Annotated in this window: 16 protein-coding genes and 1 other RNA gene; 9 read left to right on the top strand and 8 right to left on the bottom strand. The window is 60.3% G+C overall.

The window, feature by feature from the left end:
* The first annotated feature begins 22 nt into the window (after positions 1–22).
* From ACRC4F_RS02750 to ACRC4F_RS02710, 9 genes are all read left to right on the top strand, one after another.
* Entirely contained in the window at positions 23–2836 is a 2814-nt protein-coding gene (locus ACRC4F_RS02750) for an endo alpha-1,4 polygalactosaminidase (RefSeq protein ID WP_438657971.1), read from the top strand.
* Positions 2814–6407: a tetratricopeptide repeat protein gene (locus ACRC4F_RS02745; RefSeq protein WP_438657970.1), complete on the top strand. Its 3594-nt coding sequence runs from the start codon at positions 2814–2816 to the stop codon at positions 6405–6407. Before ACRC4F_RS02750 ends, ACRC4F_RS02745 begins: the two co-directional genes overlap by 23 nt.
* A 28-nt stretch (positions 6408–6435) precedes the next feature.
* Entirely contained in the window at positions 6436–6954 is a 519-nt protein-coding gene (locus tag ACRC4F_RS02740; protein WP_438657969.1) for a penicillin-binding protein activator LpoB, read from the top strand.
* A 5-nt stretch (positions 6955–6959) separates the two neighbouring features.
* Complete coding sequence (locus ACRC4F_RS02735; protein WP_438657968.1) at positions 6960–8327, top strand: PelD GGDEF domain-containing protein; 1368 nt, start codon at positions 6960–6962, stop codon at positions 8325–8327.
* Positions 8305–9294: a HEAT repeat domain-containing protein gene (locus tag ACRC4F_RS02730; protein ID WP_438657967.1), complete on the top strand. Its 990-nt coding sequence runs from the start codon at positions 8305–8307 to the stop codon at positions 9292–9294. The genes ACRC4F_RS02735 and ACRC4F_RS02730 overlap by 23 nt, the downstream gene beginning before the upstream one ends.
* On the top strand, positions 9291–10805 hold the full coding sequence (gene pelF, locus ACRC4F_RS02725; RefSeq protein WP_438657966.1) for a GT4 family glycosyltransferase PelF: 1515 nt from the start codon (positions 9291–9293) through the stop codon (positions 10803–10805). Before ACRC4F_RS02730 ends, pelF begins: the two co-directional genes overlap by 4 nt.
* A complete protein-coding gene (gene pelG / locus ACRC4F_RS02720; protein ID WP_438657965.1) occupies positions 10806–12176 on the top strand; it encodes an exopolysaccharide Pel transporter PelG in 1371 nt (456 codons plus the stop codon). It abuts the gene before it with no gap.
* A gap of 192 nt (positions 12177–12368) precedes the next feature.
* Positions 12369–13313 carry an enoyl-CoA hydratase/isomerase family protein gene (locus ACRC4F_RS02715; protein WP_438657964.1) on the top strand — a complete coding sequence of 315 codons (945 nt, stop codon included), beginning with the start codon at positions 12369–12371 and terminating at the stop codon, positions 13311–13313.
* A 37-nt stretch (positions 13314–13350) separates the two neighbouring features.
* Positions 13351–13773, top strand: a complete 423-nt coding sequence (locus ACRC4F_RS02710) for an organic hydroperoxide resistance protein (RefSeq protein ID WP_438657963.1) — start codon at positions 13351–13353, stop codon at positions 13771–13773.
* 105 nt (positions 13774–13878) lie between these two features.
* Here ACRC4F_RS02710 and ACRC4F_RS02705 read toward each other — a convergent pair whose 3' ends face one another.
* From ACRC4F_RS02705 to ACRC4F_RS02670, 8 genes are all read right to left on the bottom strand, one after another.
* Positions 13879–14256: a DUF6124 family protein gene (locus ACRC4F_RS02705; protein WP_438657962.1), complete on the bottom strand. Its 378-nt coding sequence runs from the start codon at positions 14254–14256 to the stop codon at positions 13879–13881.
* Positions 14257–14960: 704 nt separating this feature from the next.
* Positions 14961–15354, bottom strand: a transfer-messenger RNA (tmRNA) gene (gene ssrA, locus ACRC4F_RS02700).
* A 95-nt stretch (positions 15355–15449) separates the two neighbouring features.
* The gene (locus ACRC4F_RS02695) at positions 15450–15728 is read right to left on the bottom strand and encodes a hypothetical protein (protein WP_438657961.1); all 279 of its coding nucleotides are present in this window, start codon (positions 15726–15728) and stop codon (positions 15450–15452) included.
* A 429-nt stretch (positions 15729–16157) separates the two neighbouring features.
* Positions 16158–16436 carry a hypothetical protein gene (locus tag ACRC4F_RS02690; RefSeq protein WP_438657960.1) on the bottom strand — a complete coding sequence of 93 codons (279 nt, stop codon included), beginning with the start codon at positions 16434–16436 and terminating at the stop codon, positions 16158–16160.
* A gap of 118 nt (positions 16437–16554) precedes the next feature.
* Complete coding sequence (locus tag ACRC4F_RS02685) at positions 16555–19374, bottom strand: FAD-binding and (Fe-S)-binding domain-containing protein (RefSeq protein WP_438657959.1); 2820 nt, start codon at positions 19372–19374, stop codon at positions 16555–16557.
* Positions 19371–20042, bottom strand: a complete 672-nt coding sequence (locus ACRC4F_RS02680) for a LutC/YkgG family protein (RefSeq protein ID WP_438657958.1) — start codon at positions 20040–20042, stop codon at positions 19371–19373. Before ACRC4F_RS02680 ends, ACRC4F_RS02685 begins: the two co-directional genes overlap by 4 nt.
* The gene (locus ACRC4F_RS02675) at positions 20042–21496 is read right to left on the bottom strand and encodes a LutB/LldF family L-lactate oxidation iron-sulfur protein (protein ID WP_438657957.1); all 1455 of its coding nucleotides are present in this window, start codon (positions 21494–21496) and stop codon (positions 20042–20044) included. Before ACRC4F_RS02675 ends, ACRC4F_RS02680 begins: the two co-directional genes overlap by 1 nt.
* Positions 21493–22317 (bottom strand): (Fe-S)-binding protein, encoded by an 825-nt coding sequence (locus ACRC4F_RS02670; RefSeq protein WP_438657956.1) that lies wholly within the window; start codon positions 22315–22317, stop codon positions 21493–21495. Before ACRC4F_RS02670 ends, ACRC4F_RS02675 begins: the two co-directional genes overlap by 4 nt.
* Positions 22318–22386: the final 69 nt, after the last annotated feature.

Raw genomic sequence — 22386 nt, 5'->3', positions numbered from 1 at the left:
TCAGTCCATTCAAGAGTGAGTTATGGAAATCGTTTTTCGCAGGACGCGTGTCCGCGCGGCCGCTCAACGGCTGCTCGCCGCTTTAGCGTTGTTCGTGAGCGGGCCCGCCGTCCAGGCCGCAGCATTACCGCAACCCGCCAGCGTGGTTTTCTGGTACGCCGATCAACCGCCCATTTCCGAGTTGGCTCAGTTCGACTGGTCGGTGGTCGAGCCGGGGCATATGACCGCGGGCGACGTAAAAACCCTGCGCAAATTGGGCAGCCAGCCGTTCGCCTATCTGTCGGTGGGCGAGTTCCACGGTGGCAAGGCCGAACTCGACAAGGCATCCCTCACGGGGGCGGTCAGTCCGGTGCGCAATGGCGCGTGGGACAGTCAGGTCATGGACCTCGCGGCACCCGCCTGGCGTGAACATTTGTTCGGCCGAGCCAAGGCGTTACAGGCCGAAGGCTACGCCGGGCTGTTCCTCGACACCCTCGACAGCTTCCAGTTGTTGCCGGAGTCGTCGCGAGAAACACAGCGTGCGGCCCTCGCCGGTTTCCTGCGGGAATTGCACCAGCGTCAGCCGAACCTGAAGCTGTTTTTCAACCGTGGCTTCGAAGTGTTGCCCGACCTCGATGGCGTAGCCGCCGCGGTGGCGATCGAATCGATCCACGCTGGTTGGGACGCTACCGCCAAGCGCTATCGCCCGGTGCCTGAAGCCGACCGCGAATGGCTGGAAACCCAGATCCAACCGTTGCGCGCCAAAGGCATCCCGCTGGTAGCGATCGACTACCTGCCGCCAGAGCGTCGCGACGAAGCGCGCAAACTGGCCAAGCGTCTGCGCGATGAAGGTCTCATTCCCTACATCGGCACGCCTGAACTGGACTCGATGGGCATCAGCAGCATCGAAATCCAGCCGCGCCGAATCGCGCTGCTTTACGATCCGCGCGAAGGTGATCTGGTGCGCAACGCCGGGCACACCTTGCTCGGCGGTTTGCTCGAATACCTCGGTTACCGGGTGGATTACCTGCCCGCCGATAGCTCATTGCCGGAACACCGTTTTAGCGGTTTGTACGCCGGCATCATCACCTGGATGACCAGCGGCCCGCCGCAGGACGCAGCGGCTTTCAATAGCTGGATCGGCAAGCGTCTGGACGAACAGGTTCCGGTGGTGTTCTTTTCCGGCCTGCCGATTCAGGATCCGCTATTGCTCAAGCGCCTGGGCCTGAATCGCTCGGCGCCGATCGGCACTCAAGCGTTGACCGTCAGCTATCAGGACAAGGCGCTGATCGGCGCTTTCGAAGCTCCGGTGCAGCCCCGATCCCGTGACCTGACCGCGATTTCCCTGCTGCCCAAAGGTCCGAAAGCTGCGTTGCTGCTGACCGCTGCCGACGGCCAGACATTTGCCCCGGTGGCGACGGCCGAGTGGGGCGGTGTAGCCCTCGCGCCGTACATTCTCGAAACGAACAACGAGCGCAGCCGCTGGATTCTCGATCCGTTCGCCTTCCTCCAGGCCAGCCTGCGCTTGCCGGTGCAGCCGCGTCCGGACACCACCACTGAAAACGGCCGCCGCATCGCCACCGTGCACATCGATGGCGATGGTTTCCCGTCGCGCGCCGAAGTGCGCGGCACGCCGTATGCCGGCAAACAGGTGCTCGACGATTTCATTCGGCCCAACCCGTTCCTGACTTCGGTGTCGATCGTCGAAGGCGAGATTTCACCGCGCGGCATGTTCCCGTTTCTGGCCCGCGAGCTGGAACCCATCGCCCGTGAGTTGTTTGCCAACCCGAAAGTCGAAGTCGCCAGCCACACCTTCAGCCATCCGTTTTTCATGCAGCCGGAACTGGCGCAGAAACGCGAGAATTTCAACCCGGAATACGGCTTGAAAATGGCCATTCCGGGCTACGACAAAATCGATTTCCGCCGGGAGATTTTTGGCTCGCGCGATTACATCAATCAACAGCTCACCACCCCGGAAAAACCGGTGAAGCTGATCTTCTGGCCGGGCGATGCGTTGCCCTCGGCAGCCACCCTGAAGCTGGCCTACGACGCGGGCCTGAAAAACGTCAATGGCGCCGAGACCATGCTGACCAAGGCCAACCCGTCGCTGACCGGCCTCAATCCATTACTGCGCCCCACTGAGGGCGGCTTGCAGTACTACGCGCCGATCATCAACGAGAACCTCTACACCAACCTGTGGAAGGGGCCGTATTACGGTTTTCGCGATGTGATCGACACCTTTGAACTGACCGACAGCCCGCGACGTTTGCGTGGTCTGCACCTGTATTACCACTTCTATTCGAGCACCAAGCAGGCCTCGATCAAGGCGATGAACGAGATCTACGGCTACATGAAGGATCAGCAACCGATGTCGCTGTGGATGAGCGACTACCTCGATCGTGTGCACGGTTTGTATCAGGCGAGCCTGGCGCGCACCGCAGAGGGCGACTGGCAGGTTCGCGGGATGGACGCGCTACGCACCCTGCGACTCGACCCGCAAATGGGTTGGCCGGATCTGCTGCGCTCGCAAGGCGTCGCCGGTGTTCGCGACTTGCCCCAAGGCCGGTATGTGGCGTTGAGCAGTGACCAGGCGTTGCTGGTGTTGCGTCCCGACCGGGATCAACGGCTGGCGCTGGAGGAGGCCAATCTGCCCTTGCTGGACTGGAAATATGTGGACGAAAAGCACGTGAGCTTTTCGTTTGCCGGGCAGGTCGACCTGACCTTCTCCGTGCGCTCGGCGAGCAGCTGCCGGGTGGAAGTGGACGGGCAACAATTTGCAGGCAAGGCATCCGCCGGCCTGTGGACTTTTCAATTACCAATGAAGCAGGTGAGTCATGGTCAGCTCTACTGCATCTAACTCCTCAGCCACTAAAAGCCGCCGCTTGCTCAATCCTTGGGCATTGGCGGTGGTGGCGGTCGCCGTGGGCGGGCTGCTGTGGCTGACATTCCAGCGCGAAGAAGTGTTCCAGCCGGACGGCCGCGAGCCGGATGCGGTCTCGGCCAATTACGCCGAACTGCTGCTGGCGGCGCACCCGGATGACGATCACCTGCGCTTGCAGCTGGTCGATCTGCTGATCCGTCTCGGCGACTACCCGAAGGCGCGTCAGCACCTTGAGAACTGGCCGAAACCGGTCGTTGAGTTGCAGGCCTATTACCGGCTGGAACTCGATGCTCTGGAAGCGGCGAAAGCTGACGATCCAGTGGCGCAGAAAGCCTTGATCGAACGCCTGAAAAGCTTCGATCACCGCTTGCTGCCGCTGCCGCAATTGCACAACCTGGCCAAGCTTGCGCTGACATTACAGGCGCCAGCCTTCGCTGCCAGCGTCTACGAAGAAATCGCCGACCGCGACCCGGCTCAGCGCATTACCGCTCTCAAGTCCGCCGCGCAGTGGTATCTGGCCGGTGAGCAACCTGGCCGCGCCGCCGACATCTATCTGCTGCTCAAGCAAGACAGCCAGCAAGCGTCCGAGCGTCGTGAATACGCGCAACTGGCGTTCAACAGTCTGTTGGCCGCCGGTCGCGGTGAGCAGGCTGCGCGTGTGCTGGCCGATGAACTGGATCAGCTCAAGGATCCGCAAACCGATTCGCCGTGGCTGGAGCAGGGCGTCGACGTTGCCGTCGGCAGCAAGCGCTTCGACCTGGCGCAGCGTTTTCTGGATCAGTGGCGCGTGTTGCAGCCCGACAATCCGCAAATCCTGCGCAAGGAATTCAGCATGCGTCTGGCCCTCGGTGACCTGGCTGGTGCGTGGGACAGTGGCGAGCAGCTTGTCGCTGAACACCCGGATGACCTGGCGTTGCTCGAACAAATGGGGCATCTGGGCGAATGGCGTGGCGACAGTCAGGCCGCGCTTGGCTACTGGATTCGTCTGCTGAAACTGCGCGAAGACCCGCAAACCCGGGAACACGCCTGGCGTCTGGCCAGCCAGCAGTACGACTTCGACCGGGCGATCCCTTTGCTTGCCGAAATCATGGAGCAGCGCGCGCTGACCGACGTTGAACTCGATGCGCTGATCTACGGCCACGAATCACGTGGCACGCCGACGCAAGCCGAAGCCTGGTTGCACACCTATTTGCGCAAGTACCCAAACCATCGTCTGGCCTGGACACGCCTGCTGCAAAACCTCGAAAACACCGGGCAGTTCGCCGAAAAGGTCGAGGTCTACAAGCACTACTCGAAACGTTTTGCCCTGACCACGACCGAGCGTATCGACTGGGCCAATACCGACCTGAAGCTGTTTGATAACCAGGCGGCGTGGGACGTGTTGCAGGTCGATAACCGCAAGATCACCGATGAGGGTTATTGGCGTCTGCGCGCTGCTTTGGCGTGGGATCTGGAACTTGATGATGAGCTGCAAGACTCCCTGGAAAAACTCCTCGCGATCAAGGGTTCGCTCAACAGTGGCGACGAGAGTCAGCTGATCACCCGGTATCGCACCAGTGATCCGAAACGCGCCCTGACGATGATGGTCGGCAGCTGGAACCGTGCGCATGATCCGCTGCGCCTGGTCGAAGCCTTGCAGCAAGCCCAGGAATTGCAGGATTGGCCGCAAGTGGTTGCGCTGCTCAAAGACGCCGAGCAATACCCCGAGGCGAACGAGCAAGCGCAAGTGCTGGCGATACGCGGTGCCTTGGCGGTGCAGCAGGGCAACGTCGAGGAGGCGCAGCGCTTGTACCTCTTGGGCTTGTCGCGCTTCCCGGATGACAACCTGTTCCGTGAGCGCTTGATGTGGCTGTACGTCGATCAAGGCAACACCGCCGCGCTCAAACCGTTGCTGACGGAATGGAAACCGCAGGCGCGGCAGGATCGACTCCTGTGGCTGCCGTTCGCCAGTGCCAGTCAGATGCTTGGCCGTGATGCCGAAGCGTTGGCCTGGTACCGCATGTACCTCAAGACCAGTCCGCAGGATTGGCTGGTGCGCGCGGCCTATGCCGATGCACTCGAAAACGCCGGTTATCAGGACGCTGCTCAACGTTTGCGCCTGAAGCTGCTGCGCAGTCCCGAAGGCGAAAACATTCAGCCATCGTCCCAGCGTTACGCGATCTGGTTGCGCTTGATGGCCAGCAGTTATTCGCCGGGCAAAGCGCAGCAGGAAGTGGCGCAGTGGAAAGACGGTTCGCCGGCGATGCTGCAGTTGTGGTTCGAACGGTTGCTGGCGCGTCTCGACGCGACGAATCAGGAATCACAGAAAGACCAATGGCTTGATTGGGCTCGGAGCCAGGGCTTGAAGGTCCAGCGTTATGAAGAAATTCAGCAAGCCTTGCGCAGCCGTAACAAGGCGCAAGTCGAAACGCTGTTGGCCAGTAGCGACCTCAACCCGGCGCAACGGGCGCAGGCGCTGAGTCGTCTCGGCCGCTTCGACGAAGCCCTAGACCTCAGCCAGTCCGCACTGGGTGACGACCAGCCAGCGGCCGTGCGCGAACAACTGCGCCGTCAGGCTGTTGAGCTCCAGGAACTGACGCCGCAGGGCGCGCAATTGTCCTGGCACCAACAGGATTTCGGTGGTCTGGAATTCAACGCCCCGCGTCTGCAAATCGCGCACAACCTTGGCGCTCAGTGGTACGCCAATCTTGAGCTGGAGAAGGGCACCTACAACAGCGATCAACTGATCGAATCGCGCATGGGTGATGAGCGCAACGCCGCGCTGACCCTGCAGCGTTCTGTTGAGGACGGTGGCTACAAACTGTTCGCCGACACCAGCCAGCGCGATGACGACGACCGCAACGGTTTGGGCCTGTCCCGGACCTGGCAGTTGAGCGCCAGCGATCAGATCGAGACCGGTCTGGACTGGCATCGCAAAAGCGAAGACAGCGGCCTGATGCGCGCTTTCGGCCAACACGACAGCGTGTGGGTCGGCGGTCGTCACGGACTCACGGCGCGGGATCAGATCAGCTGGGAAGTGGCACAGAAATCGTTCTCGACTCGTGCGGGCGATTCCCTGGGCAACGGCCAGGCGCTGAAGATGGAATACAACCACACGCTGGAGTTTGCGGGGCCGAACTGGACCGTGCGCAGCGGTGTCGATTACCAGCACAACAACGTCAAGGACCGCACGCTGGACTACCTGTCCAGCGCCAACGGCGGCCCGGTGAAAAGCGTTGATGACTCGGACGACCCCGCGGTCGTAACGGCCGACGATCTGCTGCAAAGCCGTTATGGCCAACTGTATGTCGGCAGCTCATGGCGTCGCGGTTTGCCGGGCGCGCTGGTGCGCACTCGCCCGCAATACACCTGGCTGGTGGACGTGACGGCGGGCTGGCAATGGCTGGATCAAACCTTCAACTACGGCATCAACACCGGGATCGGCGTCGAGGTGCTGGGCGGTGACGAATTGGCCCTCACCGTCGGCTACCAATCCGCGCCACAAGGCGGGGATGGTCAGGCAGGCGGAACACTGGGTGTGAGCTACGGCGTGCGATTCGGACGCTGATCATGAAATGTTTACAGGAGAAAAACTGATGCAAGCAATTCGTAATCTGAGCCTGGCTCTGGCAGTCCTGTTCGTCGCCGGTTGCGCGAGCTTCACCGGCGATACCAGCCCGAATCTTTCGCGTACTGCGAAGTGGGGCACCGTGCCGATGATCAACTATTCGCAAACCCCGCAAGCCGGTGAGCGCGCCGAGCAGATCCTGCTCAGCGTGCTCAGCAGCCATGGTCTGCAACCACGGGTTTACCCGGTCAGCACTCAGGGCGAACAAGCGCTGATGGACGATAACGAACGCCTGGCTGGCGCCCTCGATTGGGCACGTGATCAGAAGCTCGATTACGTGGTCGCCGGCAGCGTTGAAGAGTGGCAGTACAAGAACGGTCTGGACGGCGAACCGGCGGTGGGCATCAGCCTGCGCGTGCTCGAAGCCAGCAGCGGTCGTGTGCTCTGGAGCAAAAGCGGCGCGCGTGCGGGCTGGTCCCGTGAAAGCCTGGCCGGCACCGCGCAATCGGTGCTCGACACACTTGTTGGCGCCCTTCGGTTCGAGTGAATGCAATGAATTCTCCTCACATGGATTACAGCCTCGCGCCGCGTGCCAGCGGTCCGGTGTCCTGGCTGGAAACGCTGTTGGTCACCGGCGGGGCCATCGGCCTCGGCTTGTGGCTGACCCCCGAAGACCCGTTGCAAATGCACGCCGGTTTCCCCTGGCCTGTGCTGGCGCCGTTGTTGCTGGGCGTGCGCTACGGTTTCGTGCGCGGCTTGCTCAGCGCCGGTCTGTTGGTGGCGGCACTGTTTGCGCTGCGCTACATCGGGCATGAAGCCTACGCCCAGCTTGATCCGTCTTTCATCGTCGGCGTGCTGGTCAGCGGCATGCTGGTAGGTGAGGTTCGCGATCTGTGGGAGCGACGCTTGCAGCGGCTGCAGATGGCCAACGATTACCGCCAGTATCGACTCGACGAATTCACCCGCGCGCACCAGATTCTGCGGGTCTCCCACGACCTGCTGGAACAACGTGTGGCGGGCAGCGATCAGAGCCTGCGCAGTTCGTTGCTGGGCTTGCGCGAAAAGCTGCGGGTGATGCCGGACGAAGGCGATGCACTGGCGGCGTTGGCCGACCCGATCGTGGCGATGCTTGGTCAGTACGGTGCGTTACGCGTGGCCGGGTTGTATCGCGTCGATGAGCGTGAAGAAAACGTGTTGCCCGAAGCCTTGGCGACCATCGGCGTCATGGGGCCTTTGGGCACCGAAGACGGTCTGGTCAAGCTGTGCCTGGAGCGTGGTGAGCTGGTCAGCGTGCGTCAGGAACTGATTGATGCCGGCAGCTCGGCGCAGTTCTCGTCGTTGCAGGCCTGCATTCCGCTGATCGATGCCGAGGGGCGTTTGCTGGCAATTCTGGCGGTGCGGCAGATGCCGTTTTTCGCTTTCCAGGACCGTACGCTGAGCCTGCTGGCGTTGCTCGCCGGGCACATCGCCGACCTGCTGCGCCGCGACCCGCAAGTGCTGCAACTAGCCGACGCCGATGCGCAGCAGTTCACGCTGCAACTCAAGCGTTCGCTGGTGGACGTCGAGCAGCACAAGCTGGCGGCTGGCCTTTTCGCATTCGAAATGACCCGTCCCAACGATGAGCTGTCGCGTCTGTTCGAACGCAGCCAGCGTGGCCTCGATCTGCAATTGCCGCTGCGTAACAGCCGCGATCATCAGCTGTTGCTGGTGCTGTTGCCGTTGACCAGTCCGCAAGGCACCGAAGGTTATCTGGCGCGGATGAACCTGATGCTGCACGAACACTTTGGCATTGAAAGCAGCCTCGACAGCCTCGGCGTGCGCGTGTTGCCGTTCAACCTGGAGCCTGGCTGTGAACGCAACGGGCTGCGTAATTTCCTGTTCAACGAGTGTGGCCTGAATGATCAGCAAGTGGCTGTTTAGCGGAGCCTTGTTGTTAGAGGCGGGCAGTTGGGCCAGTTTGTGGCTCGTGGCCCCCGAGTTACAACAAGTGCTGGTGTTCACCCTCAGCCATGGCCTGGCGTGCGTGATGTTGTGCGCGGCCGTGTGGCTGTTGCTGCCGGCGCGCTACCGTTCGCCGCTGCCGTGGAGCCCGCTGTTTATCTTCAGCCTGGCGTTCTTCGTGCCGGTGCTCGGCGCGGTCGGCGTGGTGGCGGCGATCTTCCCGGCGCTGTACCTGCCGCGCAAACGCGACAAGCAAGCGTGGCAAGCGGTGGGCATTCCGAAACTGCCGTTCCGCGCGCAGTTGCAACTGCACTCGCCGATCTTCGCCGATGGCGGTTTGCAGGACGTGTTGCGGCATGCGCCGGACCCGGATCAACGTCTGGCCGCGCTGTTGGCCACGCGCCGCATGCCCGGCAAAGAAGCCGTGCCGATCCTCAAACTGGCCCTCGGTGACCCGAGTGACGATGTCCGGTTGCTAGCGTATTCGATGCTCGACAAGCAGGAAAGCGACATCAACCTGCACATCCAGATCGCACTCGGCGAACTGGCCGACGCCAGTGCCAAAGCGGCGGGTGCGCTGCACGGCAGGCTGGCGCGCTGGTATTGGGAGCTGGCGTATCTGGGCCTGGCGCAAGGCAGCGTGCTCGACCACGTGCTCAATCAAGCCAGCGAACATGCCGAGCTTGGTCTGGCCGCGGGCGAGGGCGGTGAGCTGGTGTTGCTGGCCGGGCGCATCGCACTGGAGCGTGGTGACGTGGAGCGTGCCGAGGTGCTGCTCAGTCAGGCTCAGGAAAACGGCATGGGCGCGGCACAAGTGCTGCCGTTTCGCGCCGAGCTGGCGTTCGAGGCCGGTCGTTACCACGAAATTCCCGGTCTGCTCGCACGCCTCCCCGAGGAAACCCGTCAGCGGCCGCCGTTCGCCGCATTGGTCAGGAGCTGGACATGAGTTTCAAGGAACAGGCACCGGTTGCCGACATCTGTCTACTGCTCGAAGGCACCTGGCCTTACGTGCGCGGCGGCGTTTCCAGCTGGATTCACCAGATGATCCTCGGCCTGCCGGAACTGACCTTTTCGGTGATGTTCATCGGCGGCCAGCGTCAGGCTTATCCGTCCCGACGCTACGAAGTGCCGGCCAACGTGCTGCACATCGAAGAAGTGTTCCTCGAAGATGCGACCCATCCGACCGACAGGCTGATTGAGCCCCGGGAGGCTGACGAGCAGCAGTTGCAGGACTTGTATCGCTTCCTGCATCACCCGGATGCGCCGGACCCTGCACTGGGCGAACGCTTGCTCGACTGCATCGCCCAAGGCCGCATGACCCTCGACGATGTGCTGCGCAGCCGCGCCAGTTGGGAGTCGTTGAGCGAAGGCTATCGTCAGCATTGCGCCGACCCGTCCTTCGTCAATTATTTCTGGACCCTGCGGGCGATGCAGTCGCCGTTGCTGATGCTCGCCGAAGCCGCGCAACGGATGCCGAAAGCGCGGGTATTGCACTCGATTTCCACCGGGTATGCGGGGTTCCTCGGCTGCATCCTCAAGCAGCGCTGGAACTGCACCTACCTGCTCAGCGAGCACGGGATCTACACCAAGGAACGCAAGATCGACCTGGCCCAGGCCAGCTGGATCGCCGAGAGCTCTGGCCAGGCGCTGAACCGCAGCCTCGATGCCGGCTCGGGTTACATCCGCACGTTGTGGGTGCGTTTCTTCGAGCGCATCGGCCAGCTGACGTACAACAGCGCCGACAACATCATCGCGCTCTACGACGGTAACCGTCAGCGCCAGATCAAGGACGGCGCCCTCGCGGCCCGCACCCAAGTCATTCCGAACGGCATCGACCTGCCGGTGTGGACCGCAGCGCTGGAATCCCGCGCCCACGGTATCGCGCCGGTGGTCGGTTTGATTGGCCGTGTGGTGCCGATCAAGGATGTGAAAACCTTTCTGCGGGCGATGCGCGGCGTGATCAGCGCCATGCCGCAAGCTGAAGGCTGGATCGTCGGTCCGGAAGAGGAAGACCCGGAATACGTCAGCGAATGCCGCAGCCTGATGGCCAGTCTGGGCCTGGAAGGCAAGGTGCATTTCCTCGGCTTCCAGCGCATCCAGGACATCCTGCCGAAACTCGGCCTGATGGTGCTGACCTCGATCAGTGAGGCGCAGCCGCTGGTGATCCTCGAAGCCTGGGCCGCCGGTACGCCGGTGGTCAGTAGCGACGTTGGCTCGTGCCGCGAATTGATCGAAGGCGGCAGCGCCGAAGACCGCGACTTGGGGCACGCCGGCAGAGTGGTGGCGATTGCCGATCCACAAGCCACGAGCGCCGCGATCCTTGAACTGTTGCGCAGCCCGCGACGCTGGCAGGCCGCCCAGGCCAGCGGCTTGTTGCGGGTCACTCGTTATTACACCGAAGCCTTGATGCTGCAGCGTTACCGCGACCTGTATCAAGCCGCCATGGAGAACAGCTGAATGGCCGGTATTGGCTTTGAACTGCGAAAAATCCTTTCGCGCGATTCCTACACGGCGACCTTGCACGCCTACGTCTATGCCGGGCTGATTAGCTCCGGACCGTGGGTGTTGTCGATCATCAGCGTGATGTTGGTGGGCATCATCAGCATCGGCTTGCTGCTGCCGAACATGTTGGTCGGGCAGTTCCTGGTGACGGTGACGTACCTGATGGCCACCTCGTTGATCCTGACGGGCGGCTTGCAGTTGTTCTTCACGCGCTTCGTGTCTGACCGCTTGTTCGAACACAAATACGATCAGATCCTGCCCAACCTGTTGGGCGTGTTGTTGCTGGTCACCCTCGGCGCCGGGTTGTTGGGCATTGTGGTGCTGGGCTTGCTGTTCGACGAGCCGCTGATTTACCGCGTGCTGGTGTTGGCGAACTTCGTGGTGCTGTGCAACTTGTGGCTGGTGATCATCTTCCTCTCGGGCATGAAGGCCTATAACCGCATTCTGCTGGTGATGCTGGTGGGGTACACGCTGATGGTCGCGAGTGCCTACTTGCTGAGCTTTTTGCAGATGCCGGGCTTGCTGCTGGCGCTGTTGATCGGGCACAGCACGCTGCTGTTTCTGTTCCTCTACGACATCCTGCGCGAGTACCGCGCCGAGAAACTGATCGCCTTCGATTTCCTCGACCGACGCAATGTTTTCCTCAGCCTGCTGGCCACCGGTTTCTTCTACAACCTGGGGATCTGGATCGACAAGTTCATGTTCTGGTTCAACCCCGGCACCTCCTACGAAATCGTTGGCCCGCTGCGCGCCTCGATCCTCTACGACTTGCCGATCTTCCTCGCGTACCTGGCAATCATCCCCGGCATGGCGGTGTTTCTGGTGCGCATCGAGACCGACTTTGCCGAGTGGTACGACCGCTTGTTCCGGGCGATCCGCGAAGGCGAAACCCTGCAACACATCGGGCAGCTGAAAACCGAGATGACCTTGTCGATCCGCCAGGGTCTGCTGGAAATCTGCAAGGTCCAGGGGCTAACGGCGGTGCTGTTGTTCCTGTTTGCACCGCGCCTTCTGGAGTGGCTGGGCATCTCCAGTTATTACCTGCCGCTGTTCTACATCGACCTGATCGGCGTGAGCATCCAAGTGGTGTTCATGGCCTTGCTCAACGTGTTCTTCTACCTCGACAAGCGCACCGTGGTGCTGGAACTGTGCGTGCTGTTTGCGGTGTTGAACGCGATGCTGACGCTGTTCAGCATGTACCTGGGTCCAAGCTTCTTCGGGTACGGGTTTACGTTGTCGTTGTTGATTTGTGTATTGCTGGGTTTACACCGGTTGTCGACGGCGCTGGAAGATCTGGAGTACGACACGTTCATGTTGTCTCGCTGACGTTACGGTCGGACAAAAAAGGCACTGGCGATGATCGCCAGTGCCTTTTTTTTCGTCCGACTGACGTCACTTGTGAGTCGAATTTACGCTGCTAGGCTTGTTCAGTCGGTCCATTCCGGCATGCCCCAAAACTGCTTCAGACTGTAGAACGTTGTACGCGGGAACCCATGTTTTTCTATTGGAGGTTTTCCCATGAGACTGCAGCTATTCAACGCAGCCATCATTGTCGCCATGGCGACCACCGGCTCTCTCGCCGATGAGGCATCCGCAGCATCCGCATCACAGACCCAACCAACCGACGCGGTAAAACAGGAGATCAAGCTCTCCCGCATCACCCCCGAATATTGGCGCGTCACCTTCCACAACCCTCCGTACAACATCTACGGCCCCGAGACCATGCCGCAGCTGAACGAGGTCGTCACGGCCATCGAGACCGATCCGAAAGTGGTGGTCGTGGTCTTCGACAGCGACGTCCCGGACTTCTTCCTGACTCACTACGACTTTGTCCCGCCGCTGACCGACACCACCAGTCTGCCCAACGGCCCGACCGGTCTGCCGCCGCTGCCTGACATGCTGGTGCGGATAAGCAAGGCGCCGGTGGTCTCGATTGTGTCGATTCGCGGCCGCGCCACCGGCGTCGGCAGCGAACTGGCCCTGGCCAGCGACATGCGTTTCGCCAGCCGCGAAAAAGCCATCCTCTCGCAATGGGAAATCGGCGCCGCCCTGGTGCCCGGCGGCGGCCCGATGGCGCGCCTGCCACGGCTGATGGGCCGTGGGCGCGCGCTGGAAGTGCTGCTCACCGGCAACGACATCAATGGCGAACTCGCCGAACGCTACGGCTACGTCAACCGGGCGCTGCCCGACGCCGAACTCGATCAATTCGTCGACACCATGGCCCGGCGCATCGCCCGCTTCGACAAACAGTCGATCGCCGACATCAAACGCCTGGTCGACGCCGCCAGCCTGCCACCCAACGAAGCCATCGCCGCCGAATGGGACGGCTTCATCGGCTCGGTCAAACGCCCGGCGGCGCAGGCGCGAATCACGCAACTGATGGAGCTTGGCCTGCAGAAAAAAGCCGACGTCGAAAAACGCCTGGCGCACTACACCGGCACCTTGGGCGAGGCCTCTAAATGACCTCGTTGTTGTTCAATTCTTATCAGGAGTTAACGTCATGAGTGCAGCACTGGAAACCGTTCTCTACACCGCAAAAACCCACACCGTCGGCGGTCGCACCGGCACCGGAAAATCCAGCGATGGCGAGCTGGACGTCAAGTTCAGCTCACCCGGCTCGGGCAAACCCGGCACCAATCCGGAGCAGCTGTTTGCACTGGGGTATTCAGCGTGTTTCATCGGCGCGATACAGGTGGCGGCGGGAAAGATGAAAATCAAATTGCCTGAAGACACGTCGGTGGATGCCGAGGTGGATTTGGGCAAGGTCGGTAGCGGGGACTTTCAGTTGGCGGTCAGGTTGAACGTCAACATTCCCGGGTTGGAGGAGGGCGTGAAACGGGAACTGGCTGACGCTGCGCACCAGATCTGCCCTTATTCGCGGATGACGCGGGGGCATGTTTCGGTGGATTTGAAGGTGCTTTAAACCCCAGCTCACGCATCGGACTAATGTGGGAGCGAGCCTGCTCGCGATAGCGGTAGTTTATTCAACATGGATGTCGACTGACACACCGTCATCGCGAGCAGGGGATCAACTGCGTGGCGCAGATTTCGGCACTTCAACGTTATCCAGCATCCGATTCGCTGCCAATTCCGCCAGCATCACAATCTGCTGAATTGCCATCGCCGTGTGTCGGTGTGAGCCTTCCAGATACCCGGCAAAATCACTCGCCATCACACTGGCCTGGGCTAACGATTCACAGGTGTGGGCCAACAGGTCTTCGTCCTTCAAATCCGGCGCAACGAGAAACATCGTGCTCGGCTTGCGGGCCACGGGTGATTTGAGGGCGGAGGGGTTGAGGTAGTGATCGAGCGCGAGGTCGGCGGCGTCGTGGAGTTTTTTTGAATCGATGGCTTCGTAGGGGGAAACGTCGTCCGGGGCGGGCGGGTTTGGGGTTTCTTTGATCATGGTAAAAGCTCCTAAATAATTGGAGCTGCCACTTTCATTTCCAGGCGAGTGGGTGGCAGCTGTGCGAGGGCTGGAAACCGAGGTAGGAGCTAACCCTTGGCAGACCCGAAGGTCTCCCGCACACAGCCGCCATAACATTGAACTGCAGGCTGAAAAAAACGCCGCAGTATGTCATGTGGACTACTGATTAGCTCTATTCCCTCGGGTTTCCAGGCCCGATCGCTGATGTGCAGCGACTGACAAAGCCTATCCACTCACCTTCCTACCCGACAACCGCCGGAACCTGTCGGAAACGTCCCCGAAAATCACGGCGTTTGTAGGATCAGGGCGAGATTTTTTGTTTAAGAACACGCCTTCAATCCCGGCGGTTTCCTACAAGCTCAGGCCTAGTTCGAAGCCCCAACCCCAAACTTCAGCCCACCCCAATTCCAGTCCTTCGACTGCTTCGTATAGCAGCCAGCCTGATTCTTGGGCTCGGCATCACAGGCAATCCGCCCGTTCTTGTTGGTGTCGGTGGTGCGGTCGTTGTAGTGCGCACAACCAGACGTCAGGGAAAAGGTTAACGCGACAATCAGTGCTTGAGTTTCATGGCTGCTTCCTTGCGGGTAGATCGCCAGCATAGGTCTGGGTGTGTTTAACCACAAATCACCAACCCCCAGATGCAACAAAACCCGCACTTGGCGGGTTTTGTCTTGCTTCGTATTTGGTGGAGCCGGGGGGATTTGAACCCCCGTCCGCCAGTACTCCGCTGTCGGTACTACATGCGTAGCCGTTTCTATTAAGTTAACCCTCAGCGACCCGAAGGGCAGGGTGCTTTGGGCGAGTTGTGTAAGTTTTAGCCGCTTCGTCCACAACGTACTGCACGGCGATTCTGTTCTATATGACAATCACTTTGGGTTTACAGACATCCCCTGATGATTGCTGGACCCGAAGGTACCAGGAGGGAAGGGCTAAGGCTGCTTACGCAGCGAGAGCGTATTCCCCGTAGGTTTCGTCATTGGCAACTATAGAAAGTTGCAACAGTGGATTTACGAGTTCTGTTACCAACTCGGCATGCACCTAAAGTTTCGCAACCGGCGTCGAATCCTAAACGGCCCCGAGCCTGTTGCTCTGTGAATCAAGGTGAGCAACAAGCACGCGCAGTGTACGCCAACACTGCTCAGAAGGCCAACCCGAAGGTTGGTCGTCGCAGATTATGGGGTGGGTTGGTTGCTCAGGTTGTTAGCGAGTGCCAGTCCTTGAGTGGCCTCGGTGGCGCATTTTTTGTCGTCCCCGGAGGCTTTGGACGCTTCGGCGCTGGACATCAGTCTTTTGATCTCCATTGCGGCGTTGCCGGAGCTCGCGGGCAGTGAACTCACTTTGTTTTTGAGTTCCTGCAGCTTGCTCGTACACAGGTCGTTGTCCGCAGCAAATACAGGGAAGGCCAACATGGCAGCAGAGATGAACAGACCAGCTATTGTGGTACGTTTCATGGATATCTCCTTGAACTGATGGTCTCGGTGCTGCCGAATGAGCGGGCGGCTCGGCCGAGGTCGCAACATAAGCCACGGATTGATGGGGCCTACTTAAAAGACTGCGACATCGCGCAAGAATTCGTTTTCTGCAAAAAAGGCTATGAGGTAACGGTTTTATAGAAGCAATGGCAGCAAAAATCATGCGGATTGCGGAGCGCGCAAGCCACGCTCCCACAGGTTCTGCGACGTTGCGACTTCCGCGGATCCGGGGGTGGTGCCGCATTTTTTACAGCAAGATGGGCGGTTCACGCTTTACCAAACCCCAGGTACAACAAAACCCGCACTTGGCGGGTTTTGGTTTTCTGTGACTCCTGATGAACAACACGCCTGCGCGGTGTACGCCACCAGACCCACAGTGCCAACCCGAAGGTTGGCATTGTGCCGGGACTATGGTTTACCGCCGTCACTTGTCTTCTGAAGAGACTGAATGGTTTTGGTGGTCTCGGCGATGCAATCTTCAGTCCCTTTCTTGGTGCCCAATGCATGATCGGCTTTAGCTTTCTCGACGGAGTCCGCCACCTGTTCAGTCATATCCGGTGGAATCTGTGCCTTGGCATTTTCAATGGTTTGCAGGTTGGTCGCGCAGAGATCTTTTTCTGCGGCAAACGAGGTGGACGCCATCAGTGAGGCAGTAACGAACAGACCTAACAGTACAGAACGTTTCATGTGTATCTCCTTGAACTGAGGGGCCCGGCACCGCTGGCCGTCAGGACGGGCTGCCGAGTTTGGGTAAAGCCCGGTATGTCCGGGCTTATTCTGTGGACTACGGCAGCGCATCAGGGTTCTATTTTTCTTGCATGACCCTCGCCTGCGTTACCCGATCCACCAGATAGACTAGTCCGTGGTAATCAATTCCGCCGTGTTGCGTCAGCCCGATCTCACAGGTGCGACTGGTGGAAATCCCTTCGCTGCATTGCTGCACCGCATCCTTCAAAGTCCTCAAAGAATGTGCGTTCAACTCCGGTGTGGTAAAGCCCTTGTCGCCCGCAAAACCACAGCAGTGAATGCCCTCGGGAATAACCACGTTCTTGCTGCACTTACGCGCCAGATCGATCAGTGCCTGACTCTCGCCAAGGTGCTGGGTGCTACAGGTGACGTGCACCGCGATCGGCGCGTCCTGCGGTGTGAAATCCAGACGATCCATCAAATGCGTACGGATGAAACGCACCGGGTCGTACAGGTCCAGTCGAACTTCGCCCAGATCCTGAACCAGCCGTAACGTACAAGGGCTGGTGTCGCAGTAAATCGGATCGAGCCCGCCGCGACTGGCATGCAGCAACGCGCCGATCAGCTCCTGGCGTTTATGTTCGGCCTGTTCGGCGTAACCTTTTGAAGCAAATGGCTGGCCGCAACAGAGGCTGTCCTGATTGTCGGGAAAGACGACTTGGTAACCGGCTTTTTCCAGCAGCCCACGGGTTTTGTCGTACAGCGACATTTGCTCTTTATCACCCGCCGCCGGGCCCATGACCCGCGAGACACAGGCCGCGAGATAGACCACGCGAGGACGCTCGTCCGATACGACCGGGCTGAAGCGAATGGCTTTTTCCGGCTGAGGCATGGCGTTGGTCCATTGCGGGACCTGGCCTTTAGACAATTTCGTCAGCGTTGCCGACAGCTTCGCCAGACGCGGCGCGCCCAGCAGCATCCGCGCGCCATTGGCGACATGCAGGGTGAAGCGCGCACCTTGCAGTGCGGTGGCGAAGTTTCCTTCGAGCCAGTTGGCGGTTTTCGTGTGCGTCGCCTTACGGCTGCGAAGCTTCTTCACCAGCTCGCCGGTATTGATGCCTACAGGGCAACGTTGCGCACATAACCCTGTGGCGGCGCAGGTGTCGATGCCCTGGTATTCGTAAGCGGCTTCAAGCGCCGAGGTGTCGACGCCGGCGCGTTTCTTCGCCTGAATATCCCGCCAGATCACGATGCGCTGGCGCGGGCTCAGGGTCAGGCCTTTCGACGGGCAGACCGGTTCGCAGAAACCGCACTCGATGCACTTATCCACAATCTCGTCGGCGGCCGGCAGCGGTTTCAGGTGCTTGAGGTGGATCTGCGGATCCTCGCTGAGCACCACGTCCGGGTTGAGAATGCCGTTGGGATCGAGCAGCCGTTTGAGCTGCCACATCAACTGGTAAGCATCGCTGCCCCATTCCAGCTCGACGAAGGGCGCCATGTTGCGACCGGTGCCGTGCTCGGCCTTCAGCGAGCCGCCGAATTCCACCGCCACCAACTGCGCCACGTCGTCCATGAACGCCTGGTAGCGTGCGACTTCTTCCGGGTTGTTGAAGCCTTGGGTGAAGACGAAGTGCAGATTGCCTTCCAGCGCGTGTCCGAAAAGGATCGCTTCATCGTAGTGATGTTTGTCGAACAGCTCGATCAAGCGGTTAACACCGATGGCGAGTTGTTCCACCGGGAAGGTCACGTCTTCGATGATCACCGTGGTGCCGGTTTTTCGCACCGCACCGACGGCAGGGAAGGTGTCCTTGCGGATCGCCCAGAGTCGGGCGTTTTCTAGCGGGTCTTCGGTGAAGTCGACTTGTTTCTCCACCGGAAACGAGGTCAATGACGCCATGATCTGCGCCAGTTGTTCCTGTAGCAAAGTGGACGATGCGGCGCGGGATTCGATTAGTAACGCGCAGGCATTGTTCGACAGCTGTTGTACGAAAGCCGGCATGCCGGGTTTGTCCTGCACTGAACGCAAACTGCGACGGTCCAGCAGTTCGACGGCCGACACCGGCTGGCTTTTCAGCACGGTGACGGCATTGCAGCAGGTTTCCACATCCGGGAACACGATAAGCGCCGAGGCTTTGTTCGGGTGGTCGATCACGGTGTCGTAGGTCACCGCGCTGATGAAGCCGAGCGTGCCTTCGGAACCCACCAGCAAGTGGCTCAAGATATCCACAGGCTCGTCGAAATCCACCAGAGCATTGAGTGACAGGCCGGTGGTATTTTTCAGACGGTATTTGTGGCGGATTCTTGCCGCCAGTTCGGCATTGGCGCGGGTCTCGCGGCCCAAGGTCGCCAGACGCTCAAGCAGCGCGGCGTGGCTCTGGCGAAACGCCGCAACACTCGCCGCCTCTTCGGTATCGAGGCGGCTGCCGTCGGCCAGCACCAGACGAATGCCGGCAAGCGTGTGATAGGTGTTCTGCGCCGTGCCGCAGCACATGCCGCTGGCGTTGTTGGCGACGATGCCGCCGATTTTGCAGGCGTTGATCGAGGCCGGGTCCGGGCCGATCTTGCGCCCGAACGGCGCTAGCCACGCGTTGGCCTGCGCACCGATCACGCCCGGTTGCAGGCGGATTTGCGTGCCTTGGCCGCGGATCTCGCGACCGTTCCAGTTATCCCCAAGCACGATCAGCACTGAATCGCTGATGGCCTGGCCGGACAGACTGGTGCCGGCGGCGCGGAAGGTCACCGGGACGTGATCCCGTTGCGCCAGTTTGAGCAGCGCGACCACTTCCTCTTCGGACTCGACACGGATCACCAGTTTCGGAATCAGCCGGTAGAAACTGGCGTCGGTGCCGAAGGCCAAAGTCGACAGCGGATCGTCGAAACGTCGCTCTTGGGGAATCAGTTGCTGCGCATCTCGCAGGAAAGCCGCCGGTAGACTCATCGGTCCTCCAGAATCAAAACCACCAGGTCTTTCGGACCGTGCGCGCCATAAGCCAGGACTTGCTCGATGTCAGCGGTTTTCGACGGGCCGGACACCAGCAAGGCATTGGTCGGCATACCTTGGGCCCAGTTGAATTCCTGCTGGACCTGATAGAAGTTGTCGCGGATTTCGCTGGCCTTGAGCAGAGCGAAATGCACCGGCGGTACCAGGCTCATCAGGCGCGGTTCTTCCCGCGTCGGCCAGAGAATCAGACTACCCGTGGCGGCAATTGCGCCGAGGGTGGTGGTCAGGCTGGCCGGGGTGTCGTTGAACAGCTCGGTTTTCCATTCTTCAACCGGGCGGTCGTAGGACTTCAGTGTCGGTAGATCAGGATTTTTCGCCCAGTGCTGAGTGACGCGTTGCCCATGAGGCGTAGTCGGTGCGATCAACAGGCTCGGCAACTGGCGGTCCCGCAATAATTGAGCAAGCAATGAAGGCCAGCCCTCGCCGGACGTCAGGTGGATTTCCGTGTGCACCGCTTCCATCAGTTTGCGCAGTTGCGGGATGCGTTGCTCGGTGGTGTAGGTGTAAGGCGCTGTCACCAGTTCGACATCGAACTCGTCAGGCACCGGGGTGGTGTCGGTCAGACTTTTCCGTAACTTGGCGAGGATATTTTGCTTGGCGCTCATCAACGATCTCCCTGTTTGGCCAGGTGCTCGCGGGCCATGTCGTGCAGTGAGCGGGCAGCGGGTTTCGGTGCGCTGTGGTTTTGCGTCCACGGGCCAACATTATTCGGTGCCAGGGCGCGCAATCGTGTGGCAAAAAAGCCAAACAGACGATACAGCATCGGCGAACTGTTGAGCCTGGCCCAGACGTTCCAGATAAAACGTTCTTTGCGCGAGTATTTGCTGCCCTGGCCGCGCATGACTTGATGCGGGCTGTCCGGCGCCTTGACGTTTTCCTCCCGTAGCCGACGCAGCAGTGCCGGGATAGGAATTTTTACCGGGCAGACTTCACCGCAAGCGCCGCACAACGACGACGCGCTCGGATGGTCCGGGACGTTCGCCAGGCCGACCATGTGCGGGGTGATGATTTTTCCGATAGGCCCGGGGTAAACCTCCCCATAGGCGTGGCCGCCGATTCGGGTGTAGACCGGGCAATGATTCATACAAGCACCGCAGCGAATGCAGTTCAGGGTCTGGCGCAATTCGCTGTCGGCGAAGGCCTGGCTGCGACCGTTGTCGAGCAATACAAGGTGCACTTCCTGCGGGCCGTCTAGTTCGTGCTCTTTGCGCGGGCCGGAGATCATGTTGACGTAGGTGGTGATTGGCTGGCCAAGAGCCGAGCGCGTCAGCAGCGACAACAGCGGCACTACATCGCGCAGATTTTCCACGACTTTTTCGATGCCGGTAACGGCGATGTGCACCGGCGGCACCGTTGTGGTCATGCGCCCGTTGCCTTCGTTTTCCACCAGCAGCAGGGTGCCGGTTTCGGCCACGGCGAAGTTGACGCCGGAGACGCCGATGTCCGCTTCGAAGAATTTCTGTCGCAAGACTTTGCGACCGATCTGAATGAGTTGGTCAACGTCCTTGGTGTACTCCACGCCAAGTTTGTCGTGGAACAAGGACGCGACCTGACCGGCATTCTTGTGGATCGCCGGCATAATAATGTGTGAAGGCTTCTCGTGGTCGAGCTGGACGATGTACTCGCCCATGTCCGATTCCAGGCATTCAATGCCCCGATCAGCGAGGAAGTGATTCATCTCCATCTCTTCGCTGACCATCGATTTGCCCTTGATCACTTGCCGCCCCTCGTGAGCGCGGATGATCGAGAGGACGATGCCATTGGCTTCGTCCACCGTTTCCGCCCAGTGCACTGTCACACCGTTGCGGGTCAGGTTCTGTTCAAGCTGCTCAAGCAGGTCGGGCAGCTTGGATAACGCACGGGCGCGGACAGCATTGCCCAGCACTCGCAAATGTTCTCTTTCATGGGCATCGCTGAAGGACGCTGCCCGTTTGGTCATCAGAGAATCCATCGCAGTGCGAAAGTTATTTCGCAGCTGCTTGTCACCCAGTGCTTTGTGAGCCCGGGTGCGAAAGTCTTCTTCCACGGTAACCGTAGGAATAATCGCGGAAGCGTTCATAGAACCCCTCCGGTGCGCTGCCAAAGGAAACTGGCCAGGTGTTGGCCGCGCAACGCTTCCTTCTGTTTCTCCAGCGAGCCGTTGATGTTCATCAGGCAACCGCAATCGGCACTGAGTACCTGGTGCGCGCCGGATTCCTTCAACGACCGGGTCTTGTCAGCCACCATCGCGCCGGAAATGTCTGGCATACGGACGCTGAAAGTCCCACCGAAGCCACAGCATTCACTTTCGTGGCTGTGGTCGACTCGCTCCACGTTGCTCAGTTGCGACAACAACTCGCGACCGTGCAGGTGGGTATTCAATTCACGGCGTGCCGAGCACGAGGTGTGCAGCGCCACTTTTACCGGCTCACCGCTGTCCTTAAGCTGCACCTTGCAGACAAACAGCAGGAACTCGGCCAGTTCATAAGTCCGGGCGGCCAGCGCCTGGACTTGCTTCAACGTTTGCGGCTCATCCTTGAACAAGTCGGCGTAGTGTTCACGCAACATCCCGGCACACGATCCCGATGGCACCACCACCGGATAGTCCCCGGCGAACAGCGCCAGTTGCGAACGCGCCACGGTCCTTGCCTGCTCGGTGTAACCCGAGGTGTAGGCCGGTTGTCCGCAGCAGCTTTGCCCTTGCGGGTATTCGACACGGATGCCTTCGCGCTCCAGCAAGTGGATCGCATCCATCCCGGCTTCGGGGTAGAACAAATCCACCACGCAGGTCCCGAACAGGTAGACCCGTGACGGTTTCTCGCTGGGGTATTGCCGAGGCTCGGGCAGTGGCGGGGCGACACGGGTCGCGTTCGGCACGGCGTTGTAAAAAAGCTCGCTCATCAGGCGTGTCTCCGGGTGGGCCCGGTTATCCGTCCGCTGAGGCTGCTGAATATAGAGAGGGAAGCTTTC

It is taken from the genome of Pseudomonas sp. (assembly GCF_051660785.1).
In the GTDB taxonomy this organism is placed as follows: domain Bacteria; phylum Pseudomonadota; class Gammaproteobacteria; order Pseudomonadales; family Pseudomonadaceae; genus Aquipseudomonas.
Note: the sequence above shows the minus strand (reverse complement) of the source record. Positions and strands in the feature narration are given on the sequence as shown.

Coding starts and splice junctions, on each gene's coding strand:
- ACRC4F_RS02690 (WP_438657960.1), bottom strand. CDS start 16,436: ATGAAACGTTCTGTACTGTTAGGTCTGTTCGTTACTGCCTCACTGATG.
- pelF (WP_438657966.1), top strand. CDS start 9,291: ATGAGTTTCAAGGAACAGGCACCGGTTGCCGACATCTGTCTACTGCTC.
- ACRC4F_RS02735 (WP_438657968.1), top strand. CDS start 6,960: ATGAATTCTCCTCACATGGATTACAGCCTCGCGCCGCGTGCCAGCGGT.
- ACRC4F_RS02740 (WP_438657969.1), top strand. CDS start 6,436: ATGCAAGCAATTCGTAATCTGAGCCTGGCTCTGGCAGTCCTGTTCGTC.
- ACRC4F_RS02695 (WP_438657961.1), bottom strand. CDS start 15,728: ATGAAACGTACCACAATAGCTGGTCTGTTCATCTCTGCTGCCATGTTG.
- ACRC4F_RS02745 (WP_438657970.1), top strand. CDS start 2,814: ATGGTCAGCTCTACTGCATCTAACTCCTCAGCCACTAAAAGCCGCCGC.
- ACRC4F_RS02705 (WP_438657962.1), bottom strand. CDS start 14,256: ATGATCAAAGAAACCCCAAACCCGCCCGCCCCGGACGACGTTTCCCCC.
- pelG (WP_438657965.1), top strand. CDS start 10,806: ATGGCCGGTATTGGCTTTGAACTGCGAAAAATCCTTTCGCGCGATTCC.
- ACRC4F_RS02685 (WP_438657959.1), bottom strand. CDS start 19,374: ATGAGTCTACCGGCGGCTTTCCTGCGAGATGCGCAGCAACTGATTCCC.
- ACRC4F_RS02710 (WP_438657963.1), top strand. CDS start 13,351: ATGAGTGCAGCACTGGAAACCGTTCTCTACACCGCAAAAACCCACACC.
- ACRC4F_RS02730 (WP_438657967.1), top strand. CDS start 8,305: ATGATCAGCAAGTGGCTGTTTAGCGGAGCCTTGTTGTTAGAGGCGGGC.
- ACRC4F_RS02675 (WP_438657957.1), bottom strand. CDS start 21,496: ATGAACGCTTCCGCGATTATTCCTACGGTTACCGTGGAAGAAGACTTT.
- ACRC4F_RS02750 (WP_438657971.1), top strand. CDS start 23: ATGGAAATCGTTTTTCGCAGGACGCGTGTCCGCGCGGCCGCTCAACGG.
- ACRC4F_RS02680 (WP_438657958.1), bottom strand. CDS start 20,042: ATGAGCGCCAAGCAAAATATCCTCGCCAAGTTACGGAAAAGTCTGACC.
- ACRC4F_RS02715 (WP_438657964.1), top strand. CDS start 12,369: ATGAGACTGCAGCTATTCAACGCAGCCATCATTGTCGCCATGGCGACC.
- ACRC4F_RS02670 (WP_438657956.1), bottom strand. CDS start 22,317: ATGAGCGAGCTTTTTTACAACGCCGTGCCGAACGCGACCCGTGTCGCC.